This window comes from Streptomyces sp. NPDC091292 (genome assembly GCF_044757265.1).
Classification (GTDB): domain Bacteria; phylum Actinomycetota; class Actinomycetes; order Streptomycetales; family Streptomycetaceae; genus Streptomyces.
In genome coordinates, this window is record NZ_JBIVUQ010000001.1 from 1,554,353 (window position 1) to 1,567,261 (window position 12,909).

Sequence of the window (12,909 nt, forward strand, 5' to 3'; positions counted from 1 at the left end):
GGCTCACTCGCTGAGCCCCCGAGCTTGCCGCGAGGCGGCGGGCAGGCGGCACCGAGAGGTGCCGCCGGACCGATCGCCGCCGATGGCGAGCGAGCACGACGAGGCAGAAAGCGAGCAAGACGAAAGCCATGGCTCAGGCCCAGAACATCCCGGCGGGTGCGACCACCTCCGGCTCCCTCACGGCGGGAGCGGTGGCGGTGGCCGCCGAGTCGACCGTCGCCACCCGTATGAGCGCGCCGCCCTCCTTCGACGTCGCGGACTTCCCGGTCCCGCACGGTCGTGAGGAGGAGTGGCGGTTCACGCCCCTGGAGCGGCTGCGCGGGCTCCACGACGGCACCGCCGTCGCCACCGGCTCCGGCGTCAAGATCGCCGTCGAGGCCCCGGCGGGCGTCACCGTGGAGACCGTCGGCCGCGACGACGCCCGGCTCGGCCGCGCCGGCACCCCGGTCGACCGCGTCGCCGCACAGGCGTACGCGGGCTTCGAGTCGGCGTCCGTGGTGACCGTCCCCAAGGAGACCGTCCTCACCGAGCCGATCCGGATCGCCGTGCACGGCGAGGGCGGCACCGCCTACGGCCACCAGGTCATCGAGCTGGGTGCCTTCGCCGAGGCCGTCGTCGTCATCGACCACACCGGTGACGCGGTACTCGCCGGCAATGTCGACTACCTCATCGGGGACGGCGCCAAGCTCACCGTCGTCTCCGTCCAGGACTGGGACGAGCGGTCCGTGCACGTGGCGCAGCACAACGCGCTCGTGGGCCGCGACGCCTCCTTCAAGTCGATCGTGGTCACCTTCGGCGGCGACCTCGTCCGCCTCCACCCGCGCGTCAGCTACGCGGGCCCCGGCGGCGAGGCCGAGCTGTTCGGTCTGTACTTCACCGACAAGGGCCAGCACCAGGAGCACCGCCTCCTGGTCGACCACAACACCCCGCACTGCAAGTCGCACGCCGTCTACAAGGGCGCACTCCAGGGCGACGGCGCGCACGCGGTGTGGATCGGCGACGTCCTCATCGAGGCCAAGGCCGAGGGCACCGACACGTACGAGATGAACCGCAACCTCGTCCTCACCGACGGCGCCCGCGTCGACTCCGTGCCGAACCTGGAGATCGAGACCGGTGAGATCGTCGGCGCCGGACACGCGTCCACGACCGGCCGCTTCGACGACGAGCAGCTCTTCTACCTGATGGCACGCGGCATCCCCGAGCCGGAGGCCCGGCGGCTCGTCGTGCGTGGCTTCTTCGCCGAGCTGGTCCAGCAGATCGGACTGCCCGACGTCCAGGAGCGCCTCCTCACGAAGATCGAAGAGGAGTTGGAGGCCGCGGTCGCATGAGTGACGCATCGGTGTTCCAACGCGCCTGCGGGCTGAGCGAGCTGGAGGAGGACACCCCGAAACGGGTGGAACTCGACGGCACGCCCGTCTCCCTCGTACGCACCGAGGGCGAGGTGTTCGCGATCAACGACATCTGCTCGCACGCGAACGTCTCGCTGTCCGAGGGCGAGGTGGAGGACTGTCAGATCGAGTGCTGGCTGCACGGCTCCAGCTTCGACCTCCGCACCGGCAAGCCCTCGGGGCTGCCCGCGACGCGCCCTGTTCCCGTATACCCCGTAAAGATCGAAGGAGGCAGCGTCTTCGTCGACGTACGCGCCTCCCTCACCCAGGAGTCCTGAGGCACCCATGGCAACGCTTGAAATCCGAGACCTGCACGTCACCGTCGAGGCCGACAACGCCACGAAGGAGATCCTCAAGGGTGTCGACCTGACCGTGAAGCAGGGCGAGACGCACGCCATCATGGGCCCCAACGGCTCCGGCAAGTCGACCCTCGCCTACTCCCTCGCGGGACACCCCAAGTACACGATCACCAGCGGCAGCGTCACCCTCGACGGCGAGGACGTGCTGGAGATGACCGTCGACGAGCGGGCGCGCGCGGGGCTGTTCCTCGCGATGCAGTACCCGGTCGAGGTCCCCGGTGTCTCCGTCTCCAACTTCCTGCGCACCTCGGCCACCGCCATCCGCGGTGAGGCCCCGAAGCTGCGTACCTGGGTGAAGGAGGTCAAGGGGGCCATGGAGCGTCTCCACATGGACCCGGCCTTCGCCGAGCGCAATGTGAACGAGGGCTTCTCCGGCGGTGAGAAGAAGCGCCACGAGATCCTTCAGCTCGAACTCCTCAAGCCGAAGATCGCCATCCTCGACGAGACCGACTCCGGCCTCGACGTCGACGCCCTGCGCGTCGTCTCCGAGGGCGTCAACCGCGTCCGCGAGACCGGTGAGGTGGGCACCCTCCTCATCACCCACTACACGCGCATCCTGCGCTACATCAAGCCCGACTACGTCCACGTGTTCGCCCAGGGGCGGATCGCGGAGTCCGGCGGCGCCGAACTCGCCGACAAGCTGGAGAACGAGGGCTACGAGGCATATGTGAAGGGTGGCGCATCCGCGTGACAGTGGCCCGCCAGGGGCTCCCCGGCCTCCTCGATACCGAGGCGCTCCGCAAGGACTTCCCGATCCTGGACCGCGTGGTCCACGACGGCAAGAAGCTGGTGTACCTGGACAACGCGGCGACCTCGCAGACGCCGCGCCAGGTCCTCGACGTACTCAGCGAGTACTACGAGCAGCACAACGCCAACGTCCACCGCGGTGTGCACGTGCTCGCCGAGGAGGCCACGGCGCTGTACGAGGGCGCGCGTGACAAGGTCGCCGCCTTCATCAACGCGCCCAGCCGCAACGAGGTGATCTTCACCAAGAACGCCTCCGAGTCGCTCAACCTCGTCGCCAACATGCTCGGCTGGGCCGACGAGCCCTACCGCGTGGACCACGAGACCGAGATCGTCATCACGGAGATGGAGCACCACTCCAACATCGTCCCGTGGCAGCTGCTCTCGCAGCGCACCGGCGCGAAGCTGAAGTGGTTCGGCCTCACCGACGACGGCCGCCTCGACCTGTCCAACATCAACGAGGTCATCACCGAGCGGACGAAGATCGTCTCGTTCGTCCTGGTCTCCAACATCCTGGGCACCGTCAACCCAGTCGAGGCCATCGTGCGCCGCGCCCAGGAGGTCGGCGCGCTGGTCCTCATCGACGCCTCGCAGGCCGCCCCGCACATGCCGCTGGACGTGCAGGCGCTCCAGGCCGACTTCGTGGCCTTCACCGGCCACAAGATGTGCGGTCCGACCGGTATCGGTGTCCTCTGGGGCCGCCAGGAGCTTCTGGAGGACCTGCCGCCGTTCCTCGGCGGCGGCGAGATGATCGAGACCGTGTCGATGCACTCGTCGACCTACGCCCCCGCCCCGCACAAGTTCGAGGCGGGCACCCCGCCCATCGCGGGCGCCGTGGGCCTGGGCGCGGCGGTCGACTATCTCGACGCCATCGGCATGGACCGGATCGCCGAGCACGAGCACGTACTGACCGAGTACGCGGTCAAGCGGCTCCTTGACGTCCCCGACCTGCGGATCATCGGCCCGACGACGGCCGAGGAGCGCGGCGCGGCGATCTCCTTCACACTGGGTGACATCCACCCGCACGACGTGGGCCAGGTCCTCGACGAGCAGGGCATCGCGGTCCGGGTCGGCCACCACTGCGCACGGCCGGTCTGCCTGCGGTACGGAATTCCTGCGACCACGCGAGCGTCGTTCTATCTGTACTCCACACCGGCCGAGATCGACGCACTGGTCGACGGCCTGGAGCACGTACGGAACTTCTTCGGCTGACGGCAGACGGCAGAGGCAGACAGGACGCGAGGTAGGTCGTTGTGAAGTTGGACTCGATGTACCAGGACGTCATCCTGGACCACTACAAGCACCCGCACGGGCGTGGTCTGCGGGACGGTGACGCCGAGGTGCACCATGTCAACCCGACGTGTGGCGACGAGATCACGCTGCGCGTGAAGTACGACGGTTCGCGGATCGTCGACGTCTCGTACGAGGGGCAGGGCTGCTCGATCAGCCAGGCCAGCGCCTCGGTGCTGAACGATCTCCTGGTCGGCAAGGAGCTGGCCGAGGCCCAGAAGATTCAGGGCGTCTTCCTGGAGCTGATGCAGTCGAAGGGCCGCATCGAACCGGACGACGCGATGGAGGAGGTCCTGGAGGACGCGGTCGCGTTCGCCGGGGTCTCCAAGTACCCCGCCCGTGTGAAGTGCGCCCTGCTCAGCTGGATGGCGTGGAAGGACGCGACGGCCCAGGCCTTCGCGGAGGAGGCGAAGACCGCATGACCGACAACGACACGCTGATGAAGCCGGCCTCGGAGGAGGAACTCCGCGAGGCCCTGATGGATGTGGTCGACCCCGAACTGGGCATCGACGTCGTCAACCTCGGCCTGATCTACGGCATCCACGTGGACGACGCGAACATCGCGACCGTCGACATGACGCTCACATCGGCGGCCTGTCCGCTGACCGACGTCATCGAGGACCAGGCCCGGTCGGCCACGGACGGCATCGTCAACGAACTCCGGATCAACTGGGTCTGGATGCCGCCGTGGGGGCCCGACAAGATCACGGACGACGGGCGCGAGCAGCTTAGGGCGCTCGGGTTCAACGTCTGAGTGTTTCCTCCAGTGAACCCCCGGCGCCTTTCGCGCCGGGGGTTCCGTCATGCCCCGCGAACTCGCTATGTACGGGCGTACGCATCGATGTGTACTCTCGTACGCATGGGATACGTCCTCCTCGCCGGAGCCATCGCCGCCGAAGTCGGCGCCACCACCGCCATGAAGTACAGCGAGGGCTTCAGCAGGCTGTGGCCGTCCGTCGTCACCGTCGCCGGGTATGTGATCGCCTTCGCGCTGCTCGCGCAGACGCTCAAGACGGTGTCGGTCGGGACCGCCTACGCGATATGGGCCGGGGTCGGCACCGCCGTCATCGCGTCGATCGGCATGGTGTTCCTCGGCGAAGCGCTGACCGCGGCCAAGGTCGCCGGGATCGCGCTGGTCATCGCCGGGGTCGTGCTGCTCAACATCGGCGGGGCCCACTGATGGTCCGCCGGTACGACCCCGAGCGGCGGCAGCGGATCATCGACGCCGCGATCCGGGTGGTCGGCGAGAAGGGCATCGCAGGGCTCAGCCACCGTTCCGTGGCCCGCGCCGCCGATGTGCCGCTCGGCTCGACCACGTACCACTTCGCGACCCTCGACGAACTCATGGTCGCCGCGCTGCGGCAGGCCAACGAGGGGTTCGCCAAGGTGGTCGAGCGCCGGGGCTCCTTCGGCGATCCGGATGTCGACGTCGCCGCCGAACTCGCCGCGCTGACGGGGGAGTGGCTGGCCGGGGACCGTACGGGGGTGGAGCTGGAGTACGAGCTGTATCTCGCGGCGCTGCGCCGGCCCGCGCTGCGGCCGGTCGCCGCCGAGTGGTGCCAGGGCCTCGCCCAACAGCTCGCCCGGCGCACCGACCCGGTCACCGCGCGGGCGCTGGTCGCGCTGGTCGACGGTTTCTGTCTGCAGGTGCTGTTGACGGGCGGCGAGTACGACGAGGCGTATGCGCGGGAGATGTTGGGGCGGGTCGTCGGTGGGGGTGGGCGGGCGTGAGTCGGCAGGGGTGTCCTCGGGGTGTCGGGGGCGGGGTCGCGTGCCTGGTGGGACCGGTCGGCGGCCGGTCGGCGGCGGGTTGGCGGCCGGGTTCTGAGACGGGTCCGGCGCGGGTTCGCGTCGTCGCCCTCCGGGCGGTTAGGTTGCTGGCATGACCGACACGACTGCTACTCGTACCACCGGCGCCGTCGCCGCAGGCCTCGCCACCGTCGCCGCCGACGGCACCGTCCTCGACACCTGGTTCCCCGCACCGGAGTTGTCCGCCGAGCCCGGCCCGGCCGGCACCGAACGGCTGAGCGCCGAGCGGGCCGTGGACCTCCTGGGCGAGGGCGCCGCGCGTGCCGTCGGGCCCGACGCGCGGCGCGGGGTCGAGGTCGTCGCCGTCCGTACGGTCATCGCGTCCCTCGACGACAAGCCGCTCGACGCGCACGACGCCTATCTGCGTCTGCACCTCCTCTCGCACCGCCTGGTGAAGCCGCACGGCCAGAACCTGGAGGGCCTGTTCGGCCTCCTCGCCAACGTCGCCTGGACCTCGCTCGGCCCGGTCGCCGTCGACGCCGTCGAGACGGTCCGGCTGAACGCCCGCGCGGACGGCCTGCACCTCCAGGTCACGTCGATCGACAAGTTCCCGCGCATGACGGACTACGTCGCGCCGAAGGGCGTCCGGATCGCCGACGCCGACCGGGTCCGCCTCGGCGCGCACCTCGCCGACGGCACCACTGTCATGCACGAGGGCTTCGTGAACTTCAACGCGGGCACGCTCGGTACGTCGATGGTGGAGGGCCGGATCTCGGCGGGCGTCGTCGTCGGCGACGGCTCCGACATCGGCGGCGGCGCCTCCACCATGGGCACCCTGTCCGGCGGCGGCAATGTCCGCATCACCATCGGCGAGCGCTGCCTCGTCGGCGCCGAGGCGGGCGTCGGGATCGCGCTCGGCGACGAATGCGTGGTCGAGGCCGGTCTCTACGTCACCGCGGGCACCCGGATCACGCTGCCCGACGGCCAGATCGTCAAGGCCCGCGACCTGTCCGGCGCCTCGAACATCCTCTTCCGCCGCAACTCGGTCACCGGCGCCGTCGAGGCCCGCCCGAACAACGCGGTCTGGGGCGGCCTGAACGAGGTCCTGCACAGCCACAACTGAGCACTCCGGCACCACCGCACGGCGCCGCCCGGCGGGGGTGCGCGATCATGGCGTGGATCCGGCGTATCGCACTGGGGAGCGCCGTGTGCGCGGCGATGACGGTTCTGCCCGGATGTGGGGTGCCCTCGGCGGGGAGGACCGGCGTCTCCGTCACCGAGGACGGACAGCCGCTCGGCGTGATGCTCATCTGCCACGACCACGTCGATGTCGCCCTGATGTACAGCGACAGCGACCGGGCCGGCGAGGGCAGCCAGGCGCTCGGCAGGTGGACGCGGACCAGAAGCGCTCTCACCGGCTACAGCACGTGGCCGCTCTCCGGTGCGGGCGAGGACGGCTGGTCCGCCAGGAAGCCCATGGCACCGCTCGCCCCCGGCCGGGACTACAAGCTGTACGGCTCCACCTACGACAACTCCTGGTCGGCCGGCAGCGTCAGCTTCTCGACCGAGGACCTGGCGGCGCTCTCGCCCGGCCAGGTCCGCTACCTCGCCGGCCGTGTCAAGGGCGCCGACGCCGACGGCCAGATGACCACGTCCCTCGCGAAGTTCCGTGCCACGGAGTGCGCCCACCCCGTGGCGGGCCGGCAGGCGTACCACGGCACCGGCCGGCCGGCCGTCCTTACCCGGCGGTGACCTCGGCGCGCGTCAACTCCTCGTAGTGCGCGAGTAGTTCCTCCGCCGCTTCGGGCGGTGCCGGCAGCAGGGGTGGGCGTGGGGGGCCTCCGGGTAGGCCGAGTGCGGTGAGCAGGGACTTTGCTGTGACCGTGCCTGGCAGGCCCGCGGCCATCATGCGCGCGATCAGCGGGGCCGCCCGGAGCTGGGCGCGGGCCGCGCCCGCCGTGTCGCCCGTGTCGAAGGCGTCCAGGATCGCGCGCAGCGGGCCCGGCGCCGCGTTCGCCACCGTCGACACATAGCCCGCGCCGCCGATCGCGTACAGCGGCAGGATGAACTCCTCGCAGCCCGTGTAGTACGCCAGATCGCTGCCGGACAGCACCCGTTGGGTGCCGAGCAGGTCGTACGCGCAGTCCTTCACGGCGACCACACGGGGGTGCTCCGCGAGGCGCAGCATCGTCTCCGGTGCGATCCGGGTGCCCGTGCGGCCCGGGATGTCGTACAGCATCAGGGGCAGCCCCGATGCGTCCGCGACCGCACGGAAGTGGGCCTCGACGGCTTCCTGCGGAGGGCGGCTGTAGTACGGGGTGACCACCAGCAGGCCGTCCGCGCCCGCCTTTTCGGCGTCCGCCGCCAGCTCGGCCGTGTGCCGGGTGTCCGCGGTGCCGACGCCCGCGACGACCGACGCCCGGTCGCCGACGGCCTCGCGCACCGCCCGTACCAGCGCGGCCTTCTCGGTGTCCGTGGTCGTCGGTGACTCGCCCGTCGTGCCGGACAGCACCAGACCGTCGCAGCCCCCGGCGACCAGCCGGTCCGCGAGCGTCCCCGCGCCGTCGAGATCGAACGCGCCGGACTCCGTGAACGGCGTGACCATGGCACAGAGCGTCCGCCCGAAGGGCCGCGCGGGCCTCAACCGTGTCGTCGTCATCGGCATCGTCATCGGCGTCGTCATACCAGCAGTGTCGGCCCTCCGATATCGAAGCGCTACTTAATTTTTCTACCGGGAATCAGTAAGCGATGCTGCGAGGTGATCCCTCTGGTGATGAGTAGAGGGTCTCGCCCTTGACCTCAACCTTGGTTGACATCCGAACGTGGGAGTACGCAACCACCCGATCGCCACGACGGAGGCTCCGATGGCCACGCCCGCGCCCGCACACCGTTCGACCCGGCGCACCGACCAGTACCCCGACCCCGAGCGGCCCGACGCCGGGCTCGCCTTCTTCAGTACCTGGCGGGTTCCCGCCCCGGCCGACCTGCGCCCCACCCTGGACGCCATCGCGCGCGCCTGGGAGTCCCGGGACTGGCCGCACGACGGGCTGCTCTCGTACAGCGTCTACGCGGGTGAGGACGGCGTGACGCTGATGCATCACTCGCAGTGGCGCGACGAGCGGGCCTATCAGGACTTCTTCGAAGCGGCGGGCAACGGCCGCGACGCACGCAACGAGGAGATCGACCGGGCGGTGCCCGGCATCCGGCGGCTCGGACTGCTGAAGACCCGCCGGTACCGCAGCGGCAGCGAACCCGGTGACGAGCGGGTGCCCGGAGCGGTCGTCGTCGTCCAGGCCGTGTTCGACGGCCCCGACCCCGACCGGCAACGCGCCTGGGTCGACGCCGTGTTCGACGCGCTGGCCGGCGACACGGCCGACGGCAGCATCGCCGACCGGCCCGGCGGGATCTCCGCCCACTTCCACCTCTCGCTCGACGGCACGACCGTCGTCAACTACGCGGAGTGGGAGAGCGCGCAGGCCCACATCGCCGCACTCGCCACCCCCGGCGAAGGCATCGGCACCCCGGACGAGCGCTGGCGGCGCGTCCAGCAGTATCCGGGGCTGCGGGGGGATGCGGGTGGCGTGAACCGGTATGTGCTCGCGTATCAGTTGTTGCCCGACGGTGGTGTGGAGTAGGCGCGCGCGGCGCCGGGACGTTCTCACCGACGACTCCAGTCGTCTGGACAAGAAAAGTTTTCGGTGAGAGAGTGAAGCCATGTTGGACGTCACCGTGATCGATGACCCGGCGGCAGCGGCCGTCTCGCTGGACCCGGCCAGGGCCCGCCTGCTGGCGGAGCTGGCGGCGGGCCCGGCGTCGGCCGCCATGCTGGCGCCGAAGGTCGGGCTGCCCCGGCAGAAGGTGAACTACCACCTGAAGGCGCTGGAGCGGCACGGCCTGGTCGAGCTGGCCGGGGAGCGCAGGAAGGGCAATGTCACCGAGCGGCTGATGCGGGCCACCGCTGCGTCGTACGTGATCCTGCCCGGCGCGCTCGGCTCCGTGCAGCCCGACCCGGACCGCGCCCGCGACCAGCTCTCGGCGCGGTGGCTGCTCTCCGTGGCCGCCCGCCTGGTGCAGGACGTCGGCACCCTGATCACGGGCGCGGCACGGGCCCGTAAGCGGCTCGCGACGTACGCGCTCGACGGCGAGGTGCGCTTCGCGTCCGCCGCCGACCGGGCCGCGTTCATCGACGAGCTGACGCAGGGCGTCGGCGCGCTGATCCGCAAGTACCACGACGGTACGGCGGACAGTGGCCGGGACCACCGGATCGTCATCGCCGTACATCCCAAGGTCAAGGCGGAGGCGCGGGCCGCCGCGGAATCCGTACCCGCCGTCGCCCCCGAACCCGGGCCGGACACCGGACCGGGCGGCACAGTCGAGAAGGAGTTGTCATGAGGAAGCTGATCGTCACCGAGTTCATCGCCGCCGACGGAGTCGTGGAGGCGCCCCACGAGTGGCACTTCCCGTACTTCGACGACGACATGACGCGGGTCGTCGCGGGCTGGATGAGCGACGCGGACGGACTGCTCCTCGGGCGTACCACCTACGACGGGTTCGCCGCCGCGTGGCCCAAGCTGCCGGCCGACACGCCGGGCGCCGCCGAGATGAACGGCATCGCCAAGTACGTCGTCTCCTCCACACTGGAGGAGCCCGACTGGCACAACACGACCGTCGTCTCCGGCGATGGTGACGGCGATGGCGACGGGATCGCCGACGCGATCCGCGCGCTCAAGGAACGGGACGGCAAGAACATCATCGTGATGGGCAGCGCCCGGCTTGTGCAGTTCCTGCTCGCCGAGGGGCTGGTCGACGAGATCGATCTGCTCGTCCACCCGATCGTCGTCGGCAAGGGGCAGCGCCTCTTCGAGGAGGGCCTGGCCACGACGTCCCTGCGGGTCGTCTCGTCGGAATCCTTCGGCAGCGGCGTCCAGCACATCGTCTACGCGCCCACCGAAACCGAAACCGAAAGCTGACCCCCATCTCTCCATTTCCCCGGCCCCGCGCTCGCGCCAGGCCGCCGCACACCTCACACCGCACAGGAGCCACCACCATGTCCAAGGAATTCGAGATCGTCCGCGAACTGGAGGTCGACGCCACGCCGCAGCAGGTGTGGGACGCGATCACCACCGGCACCGCGGGCTGGCTCTGGCCGTCGGAGTTCGAGCCGCGCGAAGGCGGAGCCACCGCCGGCGGCGGCGTCGTCACCGCATGGGACCCGCCGCACCGCTTCACCACGCGCGTGGAGAGCGACGACATGCCGGGGCAGTCCCTCAACCTGCTCGACCAGACCGTGGAGCCCCGCGACGACGGCAAGCGCGCATGGGTGCGCTATGTGCACAGCGGCATCCTCACCGACGACTGGGACAACCAGTACGACGGCGCCACCAAGCACACCACCTTCTATCTGCACACCCTCACCCAGTACCTCACCCACTTCACGGGCCGCCCCGCCGCGTACACCGCCGTCAACGGGCCCGCCGCGTCCACCGCACCCGACGCCTTCGTCACCGTCGCCCGCGCGCTCGGACTGTTCGACGACGCGGGTGAGGGCACCCGGCTGCGCGTCCAGGGGCCCGACGGGCGCGTCCTGGACGCCGTGGTCGACTACCGTGACCCGTACTTCATCGGCCTGCGCACCGACGACGCCATGTACCGCTTCTTCGGGCGCAACCACTGGGGCGCCCCGGTCGGGGTCGCCGTCCACGACTTCGGGCCGAGCGCCCTCGGCGGCGAGGCGCGGGAGAGCGGGAGTGGCTGGCAGGGCTGGCTGGAGAAGGTCTTCGCCTGACCGCCATCCGGGGTACCGCGCTTGACGGGTACATGAACCGGGCGGCACCGGGTGAAATCCGTCTAGGCTGAGCCGTCGACACCGAGACGTACCCTCCGGAGGAGAACCAGCCGATGTCAGACAGCTCCCCCCTGCCCCCGGTGCGGCTGCACTCCGACGCGGAGCTGGCCCGCGATGCCCTCGCCGCCCCCCTGCTCACCCGCGCCGTCCGCCTCGCCCGCTGGGCGGGCCCCGACACCCGGGTCGGGGCGGGCGGCGAACTCGTCGACGAGCAGCTGCCCGCGGCGGCCGTGGAGCTGGGACTCACCGACGGCCCCGAAGGCCCCCAGGGCCCCGACGGCGACGCCGCCGCCTACGCGAGCGAGGCATGGCGGGTCGCCGTCGACATCGGCCTGGTCGAGATCGCCGACGAGGAGGAAGGCACGGTCGCCCCCGGCGCCGACCTCGCCCTGCTCACCTCCGGCTCCCCGCAGGACGTCCTCACGCTCTGGCTGGGCGCCCTGGACACCGTCCTCGCCGACGCGAGCGTCCCCGACCTGGACGACCTGGTCGACGCCATGGGCGACGGCGGCACCGTCGACTTCGGCAGCCTGGACTGGGATCCGGAGGCCGAGGCCGAGTTCCTGGACGGAGTGCTCGGCAACCTCTATCTGCTGACCGTCAGCGAGGACGGCCCCGGCGACGGGCCGGTGCCGCTGCCCGCGCTCGCCGCGTCGATGATCGTGCCCGACGACATGGGCGAGCCCACCGACGACATCCTGGAGCAGGTGTCGGACGCGATGATGCGGCTCGACGACCAGTTCCGGCTGCTCGCACCGGTCGGGCTCGTCGAGTTCCAGCCGGTGGACGAGGCACTGATGGCCGACGCCGACGAGGAGCCCGCCGACCTCGCCGACGAGGACGACACCGACGTCAGCCGCTACGGCATGGTCCGGCTCACCCCGCTCGGCCTGTACGGGGTGCGCGCGCGGATGCTGGAGGCCGGGGTCGACGCGCCCGCCGTCGGAGACCTCGCGGACAAGGGCGCCGACGCACTGCTCGACGGCACCGCCTCCTTCCCGCAGCGCGCCGCGCAGGCGGAGATCGAGGAGTGGCTCAGCCGCCGCGAACGCCTCGCCGGGGCGCGGGAGTTGCTGGCCGCGGCGCGCGGCGGCGACCCGGGCGCCCCGCTGCGGCGGCTCCGCTGCCAGCAGGCCCTCTCGCTGGTCGGCACCGAGGCCGAACCGGCGCTGCGCGAGGTCCTGGACGACGCCGAGCTGGGCGGTCTGGCCCGGGTGTGGCTGGCCGAGCACGGGGCGGCGGACGTACCGCCGCCGTCCGAGGAGCTGGTGTTCTGGCTGACCGTCGACACCATCGCCGCGCAGCTCGCCGCCGAGGGCAACTCGGAAGAACTCCAGGCCCTCGTGGAGGGGCTCGCGGCGCAGCACAGCGGCTTCTTCGACGCGGCCTGGCGGGTGGACCACCCGGCGACCCCCGACGTCCTGGAGGCGATGGGCCGCCTGCACCCGGACAAGTCGGTCGCCAAGCGGGCCCGTAAGGCGGCCTTCAAGGCACGGTCCCAGCAAGGAGGGTGAGCGCGGGCCGCCGGGGCCGG

General features: G+C 71.0%; 16 protein-coding genes. 15 read left to right on the forward strand and 1 reads right to left on the reverse strand.

The window, feature by feature from the left end; all coding sequences use genetic code 11:
* Nucleotides 1-128 precede the first annotated feature (128 nt).
* The 10 genes from sufD to ACIQNU_RS07540 all read left to right on the forward strand — a co-directional run bounded on the left by sufD (nt 129) and on the right by ACIQNU_RS07540 (nt 7,282).
* Nucleotides 129-1,328: a Fe-S cluster assembly protein SufD gene (sufD, locus tag ACIQNU_RS07495; RefSeq protein ID WP_401361958.1), complete on the forward strand. Its 1,200-nt coding sequence runs from the start codon at nt 129-131 to the stop codon at nt 1,326-1,328.
* The gene (locus tag ACIQNU_RS07500; protein WP_401361961.1) at nt 1,325-1,666 is read left to right on the forward strand and encodes a non-heme iron oxygenase ferredoxin subunit; all 342 of its coding nucleotides are present in this window, start codon (nt 1,325-1,327) and stop codon (nt 1,664-1,666) included. Before sufD ends, ACIQNU_RS07500 begins: the two co-directional genes overlap by 4 nt.
* 7 nt (nt 1,667-1,673) lie before the next feature.
* On the forward strand, nt 1,674-2,438 hold the full coding sequence (gene sufC / locus ACIQNU_RS07505) for a Fe-S cluster assembly ATPase SufC (RefSeq protein WP_401361963.1): 765 nt from the start codon (nt 1,674-1,676) through the stop codon (nt 2,436-2,438).
* A gap of 2 nt (nt 2,439-2,440) precedes the next feature.
* Complete coding sequence (locus tag ACIQNU_RS07510; protein WP_401362543.1) at nt 2,441-3,703, forward strand: cysteine desulfurase; 1,263 nt, start codon at nt 2,441-2,443, stop codon at nt 3,701-3,703.
* Between the two features lie 41 nt (nt 3,704-3,744).
* Nucleotides 3,745-4,203, forward strand: coding sequence for a Fe-S cluster assembly sulfur transfer protein SufU (gene sufU / locus ACIQNU_RS07515; RefSeq protein WP_401361966.1), 459 nt, complete (start codon nt 3,745-3,747; stop codon nt 4,201-4,203).
* Nucleotides 4,200-4,535, forward strand: a complete 336-nt coding sequence (locus tag ACIQNU_RS07520) for a metal-sulfur cluster assembly factor (protein ID WP_389891180.1) — start codon at nt 4,200-4,202, stop codon at nt 4,533-4,535. The genes sufU and ACIQNU_RS07520 overlap by 4 nt, the downstream gene beginning before the upstream one ends.
* A 105-nt stretch (nt 4,536-4,640) precedes the next feature.
* Nucleotides 4,641-4,961 (forward strand): DMT family transporter, encoded by a 321-nt coding sequence (locus ACIQNU_RS07525; RefSeq protein ID WP_401361969.1) that lies wholly within the window; start codon nt 4,641-4,643, stop codon nt 4,959-4,961.
* Entirely contained in the window at nt 4,961-5,512 is a 552-nt protein-coding gene (locus ACIQNU_RS07530) for a TetR/AcrR family transcriptional regulator (RefSeq protein ID WP_401361971.1), read from the forward strand. The genes ACIQNU_RS07525 and ACIQNU_RS07530 overlap by 1 nt, the downstream gene beginning before the upstream one ends.
* Nucleotides 5,513-5,663: 151 nt before the next feature.
* Nucleotides 5,664-6,653, forward strand: coding sequence for a 2,3,4,5-tetrahydropyridine-2,6-dicarboxylate N-succinyltransferase (dapD, locus tag ACIQNU_RS07535; RefSeq protein ID WP_401361974.1), 990 nt, complete (start codon nt 5,664-5,666; stop codon nt 6,651-6,653).
* A 47-nt stretch (nt 6,654-6,700) separates the two neighbouring features.
* Nucleotides 6,701-7,282 carry a hypothetical protein gene (locus ACIQNU_RS07540; protein WP_401361977.1) on the forward strand — a complete coding sequence of 194 codons (582 nt, stop codon included), beginning with the start codon at nt 6,701-6,703 and terminating at the stop codon, nt 7,280-7,282.
* Here ACIQNU_RS07540 and dapA read toward each other — a convergent pair.
* Complete coding sequence (gene dapA, locus ACIQNU_RS07545; RefSeq protein WP_401361979.1) at nt 7,269-8,213, reverse strand: 4-hydroxy-tetrahydrodipicolinate synthase; 945 nt, start codon at nt 8,211-8,213, stop codon at nt 7,269-7,271. The two genes, ACIQNU_RS07540 and dapA, sit on opposite strands and share 14 nt — an antisense overlap.
* A 181-nt stretch (nt 8,214-8,394) precedes the next feature.
* Between dapA and ACIQNU_RS07550 the strand changes: the two genes are divergently transcribed.
* From ACIQNU_RS07550 to ACIQNU_RS07570, 5 genes are all read left to right on the forward strand, one after another.
* Nucleotides 8,395-9,165 (forward strand): antibiotic biosynthesis monooxygenase, encoded by a 771-nt coding sequence (locus ACIQNU_RS07550; protein ID WP_401361982.1) that lies wholly within the window; start codon nt 8,395-8,397, stop codon nt 9,163-9,165.
* A 79-nt stretch (nt 9,166-9,244) separates the two neighbouring features.
* Nucleotides 9,245-9,922 (forward strand): ArsR/SmtB family transcription factor, encoded by a 678-nt coding sequence (locus ACIQNU_RS07555; RefSeq protein WP_401361985.1) that lies wholly within the window; start codon nt 9,245-9,247, stop codon nt 9,920-9,922.
* Nucleotides 9,919-10,500: a dihydrofolate reductase family protein gene (locus tag ACIQNU_RS07560; protein WP_401361988.1), complete on the forward strand. Its 582-nt coding sequence runs from the start codon at nt 9,919-9,921 to the stop codon at nt 10,498-10,500. Before ACIQNU_RS07555 ends, ACIQNU_RS07560 begins: the two co-directional genes overlap by 4 nt.
* A 77-nt stretch (nt 10,501-10,577) precedes the next feature.
* On the forward strand, nt 10,578-11,315 hold the full coding sequence (locus ACIQNU_RS07565; protein WP_401361990.1) for an SRPBCC domain-containing protein: 738 nt from the start codon (nt 10,578-10,580) through the stop codon (nt 11,313-11,315).
* 113 nt (nt 11,316-11,428) lie between these two features.
* Nucleotides 11,429-12,889 (forward strand): hypothetical protein, encoded by a 1,461-nt coding sequence (locus ACIQNU_RS07570; RefSeq protein WP_401361992.1) that lies wholly within the window; start codon nt 11,429-11,431, stop codon nt 12,887-12,889.
* Nucleotides 12,890-12,909: the final 20 nt, after the last annotated feature.